Origin of the sequence: Cellulomonas sp., assembly GCF_035634735.1 — a bacterium.
In the GTDB taxonomy this organism is placed as follows: Bacteria; Actinomycetota; Actinomycetes; order Actinomycetales; family Cellulomonadaceae; genus Cellulomonas.
The window spans coordinates 1-10,250 of record NZ_DASQCJ010000232.1 but is presented as its reverse complement, the minus strand read 5'-3'; the positions used below and the strand labels follow the sequence as shown (position 1 = coordinate 10,250).

9 protein-coding genes are annotated in these 10,250 nt (G+C 77.6%); 3 read left to right on the top strand and 6 right to left on the bottom strand.

The window, feature by feature from the left end:
* On the top strand, positions 1-521 hold a 521-nt coding region (locus tag VER05_RS18785), incomplete at its 5' end, for an adenosine deaminase family protein (protein WP_414647657.1).
* Positions 518-1,192 carry a deoxyribose-phosphate aldolase gene (gene deoC / locus VER05_RS18780; RefSeq protein ID WP_324846833.1) on the top strand — a complete coding sequence of 225 codons (675 nt, stop codon included), beginning with the start codon at positions 518-520 and terminating at the stop codon, positions 1,190-1,192. The genes VER05_RS18785 and deoC, both read left to right, overlap by 4 nt.
* A 94-nt stretch (positions 1,193-1,286) precedes the next feature.
* Here deoC and VER05_RS18775 read toward each other — a convergent pair whose 3' ends face one another.
* The 3 genes from VER05_RS18775 to VER05_RS18765 all read right to left on the bottom strand — a co-directional run bounded on the left by VER05_RS18775 (position 1,287) and on the right by VER05_RS18765 (position 4,538).
* Positions 1,287-1,637: a hypothetical protein gene (locus VER05_RS18775; protein WP_324846832.1), complete on the bottom strand. Its 351-nt coding sequence runs from the start codon at positions 1,635-1,637 to the stop codon at positions 1,287-1,289.
* A 54-nt stretch (positions 1,638-1,691) separates the two neighbouring features.
* Positions 1,692-3,581, bottom strand: a complete 1,890-nt coding sequence (locus VER05_RS18770; protein ID WP_324846831.1) for a phospho-sugar mutase — start codon at positions 3,579-3,581, stop codon at positions 1,692-1,694.
* 126 nt (positions 3,582-3,707) lie between these two features.
* Complete coding sequence (locus VER05_RS18765; RefSeq protein WP_324846830.1) at positions 3,708-4,538, bottom strand: purine-nucleoside phosphorylase; 831 nt, start codon at positions 4,536-4,538, stop codon at positions 3,708-3,710.
* 316 nt (positions 4,539-4,854) lie between these two features.
* Here VER05_RS18765 and VER05_RS18760 point away from each other — a divergent pair, with 316 nt between their 5' ends.
* Positions 4,855-6,273 (top strand): NAD(P)H-quinone dehydrogenase, encoded by a 1,419-nt coding sequence (locus VER05_RS18760; protein WP_324846834.1) that lies wholly within the window; start codon positions 4,855-4,857, stop codon positions 6,271-6,273.
* 49 nt (positions 6,274-6,322) lie between these two features.
* On the opposite strand, the gene VER05_RS18755 is transcribed toward VER05_RS18760, so the two are convergent.
* The 3 genes from VER05_RS18755 to VER05_RS18745 form a co-directional block, all read right to left on the bottom strand.
* Positions 6,323-8,341, bottom strand: a complete 2,019-nt coding sequence (locus VER05_RS18755) for an endonuclease/exonuclease/phosphatase family protein (RefSeq protein ID WP_324846829.1) — start codon at positions 8,339-8,341, stop codon at positions 6,323-6,325.
* A 101-nt stretch (positions 8,342-8,442) separates the two neighbouring features.
* A complete protein-coding gene (locus tag VER05_RS18750; RefSeq protein ID WP_324846828.1) occupies positions 8,443-8,943 on the bottom strand; it encodes an NUDIX hydrolase in 501 nt (166 codons plus the stop codon).
* Between the two features lie 5 nt (positions 8,944-8,948).
* The coding region (locus VER05_RS18745) for a biotin/lipoyl-containing protein (RefSeq protein WP_324846827.1) at positions 8,949-10,250 on the bottom strand (1,302 nt) is incomplete at its 5' end.

The window sequence follows — 10,250 nt, the reverse complement described above, 5'->3', positions numbered from 1 at the left end:
CGTTCGCGCAGCTGCGCACCGCCCGGTTCCCGGTCACCGTGCACGCCGGCGAGGCCGCGGGCCGCGACTCGATGGACGAGGCGGTCGACGTGGGCGCCCTGCGCCTGGGCCACGGCGTGCGGCTCGTCGACGACATCAAGCACGACGACGACGGCGCGCCCGTGCTGGGCCGCCTGGCGCACTGGGTCCGGGATCGCGGCATCGCCCTCGAGGTGTGCCCGACGTCGAACCTGCAGACCGGTGCCGCCGCGTCGATCGCCGAGCACCCCGTCACGACCCTGCTGCGGCTGGGGTTCGCCGTCACGGTGAACACCGACAACCGCCTGCAGTCCCGCACCGGCCTCAGCCGCGAGCTGCACCTGCTCGTCACCGAGGCGGGCTGGACCCTCGACGACGTGCGGACGGTCACCCTGACCGCCGCCCGCCACGCGTTCGTCCACGCGGACGAGCGCCAGGACCTCATCGACCGGGTCATCGTCCCCGGTCACGCACCGACCGGAACAGGAAGGCACCGCGCATGACCCAGTCCCTCGACGCCGCCGCGCTGGCGCAGTTCGTCGACCACACGCTGCTCAAGCCCGAGGCGACCCGCGCGGACGTCGAGGCGCTCGTCGCGGAGGGCGCCGCGCTCGGCGTCTACTCCGTGTGCGTCTCGCCGTCGTTCCTGCCGCTGGACGCCCAGGGCCTCAAGGTCGCCACCGTGTGCGGCTTCCCGTCCGGCAAGCACCACAGCGACGTCAAGGCCGCCGAGGCCGCGCGCTCCGTCGCCGACGGCGCGGACGAGGTCGACATGGTGATCGACGTCGGCGCCGCCAAGGAGGGCCGGTTCGCCGACGTGCAGGCGGACATCGCCGCCGTGCGCGCCGCCACCCCGGCGCCCGTCGTGCTCAAGGTCATCATCGAGTCGGCCGCGCTCACCGACCACGAGATCGTCGAGGTCTGCCGGGCCGCCGAGGCCGCGGGCGCCGACTTCGTGAAGACCTCGACCGGCTTCCACCCCGCCGGCGGCGCCTCCGTGCACGCCGTCGAGATCATGAACGCCACCGTCGGCGGCCGTCTCGGCATCAAGGCCTCGGGCGGCGTCCGCACCACGGCCGACGCCCTGGCGATGATCGAGGCCGGCGCGACCCGGCTCGGCCTGTCCGGCACCGCCGCGGTGCTCGGGGGCTTCGAGGCGGACGGCGGGTACTGAGCCGCCCGGCCCCGCGCGCACGACCGACGGCCCGTCACCCCGGCAGCGGGGGACGGGCCGTCGTCGCGTCCCGGTCCGCCCGGCGGCGCCGCGGTCAGGGCGTGGTGGCCCCGTACGCGGCCCACCCCGCGAGGCACACGGCGAGGGGCGGCAGCCACGCGGCCCGCGGCCACCGGCGCCCGAGCCGGACGGCGACCACCGCCGCCACGCCCGCGACGGCCAGCACCAGGCCGGTGAGCCGCAGCCCGTGCGCCCGGACGCCCTCGGCGGAGCACCACCACGGCACCGGCAGCACGGCCGGGCACACCTGCTGGTGCGGCTGGGGGAGCCCCAGCAGCCAGAGCGCGGCCACGGCCGCCGCCGCGACGAGGGCGGTCGCGAGCACCGGCCCGGCGACCGCCCGCGCCGCGGCCGGCCGAGCGGGGGCCGGGGTCACGGTGTCCACACCCGGCACGCTAGCGGCACGGGCCGCCCGCGCGCGGGCGGTCGTGGCCCGGCGTCAGAGCCCCAGCGCCGCCGCCACGTCCGCGCGCACCGCGTCCAGCCGCGCCCGCGCGGCGACCCGCGCCTCGCCGACCGCCGCGACCGAGGCGTGCTCCTCGACCGGCACGACGACCTCGAGGTAGCACTTCACCTTGGGCTCGGTGCCCGACGGCCGGACGATCACCCGGGTGTCGTCCTGGGTGAGCAGCCGGATGCCGTCCGTCGGGGGCAGGCCCTCGCGGTCGGCGTCCGTGCCCGCGGCCAGGTCGACGACGGCCATGACCGGCGACCCCGCGAGCACCACCGGCGGGTGCTCGCGCAGCCGCTGCATGGTCTCGGGGATCTGCGACAGGTCGGTGAACCGGGCCGACAGCTGGTCGGTCAGGTGCAGGCCGTGCTGCCGGGCCAGGTCGTCGAGCACGTCGACGGGGGCGCGGCCCTCGGCCTTGAGGCGGGCGGCCAGGCCGGCGAGGGTCAGGGCGGCGGAGATGCCGTCCTTGTCGCGCACGTGCGCCGGGTCGACGCAGTAGCCCAGCGCCTCCTCGTAGCCGTAGACGAGGCCCTCGACGCGGGAGATCCACTTGAAGCCCGTGAGCGTCTGGGCGTGCCGGAGGCCCGCGTGCGCGGCGATCCGGCCGAGCAGCCGGGACGACACGATCGAGTTCGCGAGCACGGGGGCGTCGTCCGCCACCGGCGCGCCCGCCGTGCCGAGCCGGGAGGCCGCCACGCTGCCGAGCAGGGCGCCCGTCTCGTCGCCGTGCAGCATCCGCCAGCCGTCGGAGCCCGCGGCGCCCGCGCTCATGTGCGTGCGCATCCGCGGGTCGATGACGGCGGCGCCGCAGCGGTCGGCGTCGGGGTCGAGGGCGATCACGAGGTCGGCCTGCACCTCGGCGGCGAGCGCCACGGCCAGGTCGATCGCCCCGGGCTCCTCGGGGTTGGGGAACGCGACGGTCGGGAAGTCGGGGTCGGGCTCCGCCTGGAGCGCGACCACGTGCACGTCGGTGAAGCCCGCCTCGGCGAGCACCCGGCGGGCGGTCCCGCCGCCGACGCCGTGCATCGGGGTGAGCACGACGCGCAGCGCGGCGTGCCGGGCGCGGGCCTCGTCGGACAGGTCGGCCAGGCCGAGCACCTCGGCGACGTAGGCGTCGACGATCTCGGGCCCGACGGTCGACCAGCCGTCGGCCGCGCGCGGCACGGCGGCGACGGACGGGACGCGGCCGATCTCGGCGGCGATCGCGCCGTCCATCGGCGGGACGATCTGCGCGCCCTGGCCGGAGTCGGTGACGACGCGGCCGCCGAGGTAGACCTTGTACCCGTTGTCCTTCGGCGGGTTGTGGCTCGCGGTGACCATGACGCCCGCGTCGGCGCCGAGGTGCCGGACGGCGAACGCGAGGACCGGCGTCGGCAGGTACGGCGGGAGCATGACGACCTCGACGCCGACGGCGGTCAGCACCGCGGCGGTGTCGCGCGCGAAGTCGACGGAGCCGTGCCGGGCGTCGTGGCCCACGACGACCTTCGGCGCCGGGGAGACGCCCTCGAGCTCGCCGAGCAGGTACGCGCCGAGCCCGGAGGCGGCGCGGATGACGACCGCGCGGTTCATCCGGTGCGGGCCGCCCTCGACGGCGCCGCGCAGGCCGGCGGTACCGAACTGGAGCAAGCCCTGGAACCGGTCGGCGAGGTCCTCGCGGGCGTCGCGCACGTCGGTCGCCGCCTGCTGCTCCTCGGGGGAGGCGCCACCGCGGACGGACGGCTCGCCGGCCTCGGCGCGGTCGAGCAGCGCCGTCAGCTCCGCGGCCGTGCGCGGGTCCGGGTCGTCCGCGATCCAGTCGCGGACCCGGCCCGCCAGCTCCGCCCAGGCGTCGCCCTGCTCCGTCACGTCCGCGCCGGTCTCGGTGCGCTCGCTCATCCGTCTGCCGTCCTCCCCGGGGCGCCCCGCCCCGACCTCGCTGCCTGCTGCGCGGCGCGCGGGCCGCGGTGGTGCCGTGCTGCGCGCCGCGCCGCCGCGGGGACCCCGGGCGGCGCGGCGCGTCGATCAGATGCGGCCGACGATGTCCGCCAGCAGCCGGCTGATCCGCGGACCCGCCGCGGCGCCGGCCTCGAGGACCTCCGCGTGGGACAGCGGCTCGTCGCCGACGCCGGCGGCCAGGTTGGTCACCAGGGAGATGCCGAGCACCTCCATGCCGACGTGCCGCGCCGCGATGGCCTCGATGGTGGTGGACATGCCGACCAGGTCGCCGCCCAGGATCCCGGCCATCTTCACCTCGGCCGGGGTCTCGTAGTGCGGGCCGCGGAACTGCACGTAGACGCCCTCGTCCAGCGACGGGTCGACCTCGCGGGCGACGTCGCGGAGCCGGCCGGCGTACAGGTCGGTGAGGTCGACGAACGTGGCGCCCTCCAGCGGGGACACGGTCGTCAGGTTGATGTGGTCGCGGATCAGCACCGGGGTGCCGGGGGCCCACGCCGGGTTCAGGCCGCCGCAGCCGTTGGTGAGCACGACGGTCGAGCAGCCGGCGGCCGCGGCGGTGCGGACGCCGTGCACGACCCGGCGCACGCCCTTGCCCTCGTACAGGTGGGTGCGCGAGCCGAGCACGAGCGCGTGCTTGCCGGTCGCGGCGATCCGGATCGACCGGATGGTGCCGACGTGGCCGACGACGGCCGGCGCGGCGAAGCCCGGGACGTCCGGCGCGGCGATCTCGGCGACGGTCTCGCCCAGCAGGTCGGCCGCGCCGCCCCAGCCGGAGCCCAGCACCAGGGCGACGTCGTGCTGCTCGACCCCGGTGGCCTCCGCGAGGAACGCGGCGGCGTCGGCCGCGACGGCCAGCGGGTCGGTGGTCGGGTCGTCGAGGCGGGCGTCGTCGGCCATGCGGGTGCTCCTTGCGGTGCGTGCGGCGGTGTCGGTGCGGGGTGGCGACCCGGCGCGCGGGACACGTGCGGTCGCAACGGTCGAGCGTACCGGCCGCACCCGCCCCGCAGGACCCCGGAGGTCCCGCCGCCGCGCGTGGCGGGGGTGCGCCGGCGGCGCGAACCGGGAAGATGGACCCGTGACGCCGTCGACCCCCACGACCCCGCCCGCCGCCGCCGACGCGGCCGACGCCGCGGCCGCCCCGCCCGCCTCGTCCACCAGCAGCGCCGCCGCGCCCGCGCCGGGGTCCCCGGCCGACGACCGCCCGGCGCCCCGCGTGGTGGTCGTCGGCGGCGGACCGGGCGGGTACGAGGCCGCCCTGGTCGCCCGCCGGCTCGGCGCGGAGGTCACCGTCGTGGAGCGCGCGGGCCTCGGCGGCGCCGCGGTGCTCACCGACGTCGTGCCGTCGAAGACCCTGATCGCCACCGCGGAGTGGATGACGATCGCCGAGCGCGCCCCCGACCTCGGCATCCGGCTCGACGTGCCCGCCGGCCCCGCGGAGGACGACGACCCCGCCCGGGACACCGGCCGCAGCCGGCGGCACAGCATCGACCTCGCGGCGGTGAACGCCCGGGTGCGCGACCTCGCCCTGGCGCAGTCGCACGACATCCGCACCCGGCTGGAGCGCGAGGGCGTGCGCGTGGTGATCGGCCACGGGCGGCTCGACGGCCCCGAGCGGGTCGTGGTCACCGGCGACGCGGAGGAGACCCTGGACGCCGACGTGGTCCTGCTGGCCACCGGCGCGACCCCGCGCACGCTGCCCGACGCGCAGCCGGACGGCGAGCGCATCCTCACCTGGACGCAGCTCTACCACCTGGACGCGCTGCCGGAGCGGCTGATCGTGGTCGGCTCGGGCGTGACCGGCGCCGAGTTCGCCGGGGCGTACGTGTCGCTGGGCTCGCAGGTCGTGCTGGTGTCGAGCCGGGACCGGGTGCTGCCCGGCGAGGACGCCGACGCGGCGACGATGCTGGAGGACGTGTTCCGGACCCGCGGCATGGAGGTGGTCGGGCGCTCGCGGGCGCAGGCCGCCCGGCGGACCGCGGACGGCGTCGTCGTGACCCTGGCCGACGGCCGGGAGATCCACGGCTCGCACGTGCTGCTGGCGGTCGGCTCGATCCCCAGCACCGAGGGCCTCGGCCTGGCGGAGGCGGGCGTCCGCACCACGCCGTCGGGGCACATCGAGGTGGACAAGGTGTCCCGCACCTCGGCGCGCGGCGTCTACGCCGCCGGCGACGTCACCGGCGTGCTGCCGCTGGCGTCGGTCGCCGCGATGCAGGGCCGCATCGCGATGTCGCACGCGCTCGGCGACGCGGTGGCGCCGCTGCGGCTGCGCGGGGTGGCGGCGAACATCTTCACCGCGCCCGAGATCGCGACGGTCGGCCTCAGCGAGACGGCTCTGATCGAGCGGGACGCGCACTTCGTCACGCACACGCTGCCGCTGGCCAGGAACCCGCGCGCCAAGATGCTCGGCGTCCGGGACGGGTTCGTGAAGCTGTTCGCGCACTCGACGGCGGGGACGGTGCTCGGCGGCGTCGTGGTGGCGCCGCGGGCGTCGGAGCTGATCTTCCCGATCACGCTCGCGGTGTCGCACAGCCTGACGGTCGACGACGTGGCGAACGCGTTCACGGTGTACCCGTCGCTGTCGGGGTCCATCGGCGAGGTGGCGCGGGTGCTGCACCGGACCGACCAGGGCTGAGCCCGGGCGGGGCGGGAGGCCGGCGCGGGGGCACGGCGCCCGTGCCGCGTCAGCCCGCCCGGACCTCCGTCACCAGCGCCAGGTGGTCCGACGAGGCGTCGGCGAGCACCCGCGCCTCCGCGAACGTCACCCCGCCCCGGCCGAGCACCCAGTCGATCCGCACGGCGGGCTCGTTGCTCGGGTGCGTGAGCACGTCCTCGGCGCCCGCGGTGTCCATCGCGCTGACCCAGCCCGCCGCGTCCAGCGCGTCGAGCTCGGCCGAGCCGGGCTCGGCGTTCAGGTCGCCCGCGAGCACCGACGGCGCGTCGGCGGGCAGCGCCGCCTCGAGCGCGGCGAGCTGCCCCAGCCGGGTGTCGACGTCGTCCCGGTGCTGCAGGTGCACGGAGGTGACGCGGATCGGCTCGCCGCCGGGGCCGTCGACCCGCGCCGTGAGCGCCGACCGGTCCTGCGGCCCGGCGCCGTACGGGAGGTCGACCACCTCGACGTCCTCGAGCTCGGCGCGGGACAGCAGGGCGTTGCCGAACTGCTGGTCGGCGGCCGGGGCGAACGCGACGTGCATCCCGAGCCGGTGGCCGAGCCAGGTGAGCATGTCGGAGCCGCCGCCGAGCACCCAGCCGCGCGACACCTCCTGGAGCGCGACGACGTCCGGGCCCTGCGCCTCGATGGTGCGGGCGATCTGCTCCAGGTCGACGGCGGTGTGCGCGGCGACGCCGTAGTGCAGGTTCCAGTCCAGGACCACGAACGTGTCGGGGTCGGCGTCGGCCGCGGGCGCCGGCGCGGCGAGCGTCGCGGACACCCAGCCGACCAGCAGCAGCGCGACGGACGGCAGCACGAGGAACCGCAGCGCGTTGGCGCGCAGCGGGGGAGCGGGCTCGCGCCCGGCGTCGGCCGCCGCCGCGCCCGCCACCGGCGCCCCGGCCTCGGCGGGCTCCGCCGGCGTCCGCCAGCGCAGCCCGCCGGTCGCGAGCAGCGCGGCCGCCAGCACGACGACCCAGGCGTTGTCGACGCCCAGGGGCACGTCGTAGTCGAGCAGGTACAGCAGGAGCACGACGACGAGGCCCAGCCCGACCCCGCCGGTCGCGAGGGCGGTGCGCGGGATCCCGGGCGGGGCGGGCCGGCGGGTCTTGAGCGCCACGGTGAGCACGACGCCCGCGGCGGCCTGGGCGACCAGGACCGCGACGAGCGCGAGCACGCCGGTGGTGAGGAAGGCGACCGCGGTGGCGACCGGCAGCAGGACGGCGGCGGCCCAGCGGACCGGCCGGGCCATGATCCGGGGGACGAGCAGCAGCCAGGCCGTGAGCGCCGAGGCGAGCACCGTCGCGGTGCCGGCCGCCATTAGCGGCAGGTGCGACTGCGCCGCCGCGAACGCCGGGTTGCCGAGCACCATGACGACCAGCGCGAGCGCGGGCCCGAGCACCCAGGTGCGCCGGGGCCGGCCCGTGGCCTGCTCGCCGCGCGCGACCCACGCGAGGGCGACCGCGAGCAGCACCGCGGCGACCGCGACGACGGTGCCCAGCACGCCGCCCCGCCACAGGGCGTCCCAGGTGCCGAGCGCCAGCTGCAGCGCGGCCGACAGCCCGGTGCCGAGCGTCAGCCCGAGCGCCGCCTGCCGCCCGCCGCCGGGCCGGCCCGCGACCAGCGTGGTCGCCAGGACGAGGGCGGCGACGGCGAGCGACGCGCTGACCAGCCCGGCGACGAACCGCGCCTCGTCGTGCACGGCCTGCGTGACCAGCCGGGCGGCGCCGAGCGCGACGACCGTGGCGAGGACGGTGCGGCCGGACGCGGTGCCGGGCCCCCGGCGGCCGGTGCCGACCAGCGCCAGGGCCGCGAGCAGTCCCGCGCCGAGGAACGTGACCAGGGCGGCCGCGGCGACCGCGACCGTGCTGACGGCGAACGCGCGGTCCAGGACCGGCCCGGCGGCGCGGACGGCGTCCAGGGCGAGCACGGTGACCAGCGCGACGAGCGAGACCCGGGTCGCCGTGCCCGCGTCCGGGGGGAGCGGGCTCCCGGCCGGCGACGGTGCGGACGCGGGGGGCACCGTCGGCGGTGCGGCTTCGGGGACGCTCACGCCGTCAACGTAGTGGGCGGCGTGCCGCCCCGGCGAACGACGTCGCCCGCGCGGGTGCGCCGCGGGCGGGTCGCGGGCGGGCCGCGGGCGCCCCGCGCGCGTCAGGACGCGGCGCCCTCGACCTCCGGGGGCAGCGCGGCGCGCAGCGTCGGCCACGCGTCCGCGAACGCGGGCAGCAGCTCCAGCGCGGCGACGTCGTCGAGCGCCACCCAGGCGATCGCGAGGCTCTCGTCGTCGGTCGGCCGGGCGTCGACGGGGCCGGCGGTCACCGCGACGACCGTCGTGTAGGACCAGTCGACGTGGTCGAGCACGTGCTCGCCGACCACCCGGACGGACGCCGGCTCGATGCCCGCCTCCTCCTGGGACTCGCGCAGGGCGCCGTCGACCGCGGACTCCCCGGTGTGCCGCGCCCCGCCCGGCAGGCCCCAGGTGCCGCCCTGGTCGCTCCACGGCGCCCGGTGCTGGAGCACGACGGCGGCGGCGTCGGTGCCGGTCGCGGGGCGCGCCAGCAGCAGGCCGGCGGCCCCGGCGGTGCCCCAGTGCCGGCGGCCGCACCGGCACTCGACCCACCCGTCGCCCGGGTGGTGCGGTCGGCGCGGCACCGCGGTCAGTCGACGATCTCGCAGATGGCGGTGCCCGCCGCGACCATCCCGCCGACGTCGGCGGACAGGGACGCGATGGTGCCGGCGCGGTGCGCGACCAGCGGCTGCTCCATCTTCATGGCCTCGAGCACCACGACCAGGTCGCCCTCGGCCACCGTGTCGCCCTCGCCGACCGCGACCTTGACGATCGTGCCCTGCATGGGCGAGGTGAGGGCGTTGCCGGACGCGGCCGGGCGGCCGGCGGCGCGGCGCGGCGCCGAGCGGCGGGGACCCGCGGCGGCGGCGCGGCCGCGCCCCGCGCGCAGGGCGAGCGCGGCGGGCAGCACGACCTCCAGGCGCTTGCCGCCGACCTCGACGACCACGCGCTCGAGCTCGGTGGGCTCGCCGTCCTCGGCGGCCGGCCCGGCGGCGGTGACCGCCGGGGTGCCGGTGAGGGCGGGGAGCCGGTCGGCGAACTCGGTCTCGATCCACCGGGTGTGCACCGCGAACGGCTGGTCCGGCGCGGTCGGGACGAAGGCCGGCTCGGCCATCACGGCGCGGTGGAACGGCACGACGGTCGGGATGCCGGCGATCTCGAGCTCGGCGAGGGCGCGGCGCGCGCGCTCGGCGGCCTGCTGCCGGGTGGCGCCGGAGACGATCAGCTTGGCGATCATCGAGTCGAAGGCGCCGGACACGGTGTCGCCCTCGACGACGCCGGAGTCGACCCGCACGCCCGGGCCCGCCGGGAACCGCAGCGTCGAGATCTTCCCGGGCGCGGGCAGGAACCCGGCGGCCGGGTCCTCGCCGTTGAGCCGGAACTCGAAGGAGTGGCCCCGGGTCTCCACCTCGGTGTAGCCGAGCGGCTCGCCGTCGGCGATGCGGAGCTGCTCGCGGACCAGGTCGATGCCGCCGATCTCCTCGGAGACCGGGTGCTCGACCTGCAGCCGGGTGTTCACCTCGAGGAACGAGATCGTCCCGTCGGCGGCGACCAGGAACTCGCAGGTCCCGGCGCCGACGTAGCCGGCCTCCTTCAGGATCGCGATCGACGCGTCGACCAGCTGCGCGCGCTGCGCGTCGGAGAGGAACGGCGCGGGGGCCTCCTCGACGAGCTTCTGGTGCCGGCGCTGCAGCGAGCAGTCGCGGGTGGAGACGACGACGACGGTGCCGTGCTCGTCGGCGAGGCACTGGGTCTCGACGTGCCGCGGCTTGTCGAGGTACTTCTCCACGAAGCACTCGCCGCGGCCGAACGCGCCCACGGCCTCGCGCACCGCGGATTCGTAGAGCTCGGGGATCTCCTCGAGGGTGCGCGCGACCTTGAGGCCGCGTCC

What these genes read in the sequence shown, in the direction of transcription:
- deoC (WP_324846833.1), top strand. Translation starts at nt 518, where the DNA reads ATGACCCAGTCCCTCGACGCCGCCGCGCTGGCGCAGTTCGTCGACCAC.
- VER05_RS18770 (WP_324846831.1), bottom strand. Translation starts at nt 3,581, where the DNA reads ATGAGCGAGCGCACCGAGACCGGCGCGGACGTGACGGAGCAGGGCGAC.
- VER05_RS18765 (WP_324846830.1), bottom strand. Translation starts at nt 4,538, where the DNA reads ATGGCCGACGACGCCCGCCTCGACGACCCGACCACCGACCCGCTGGCC.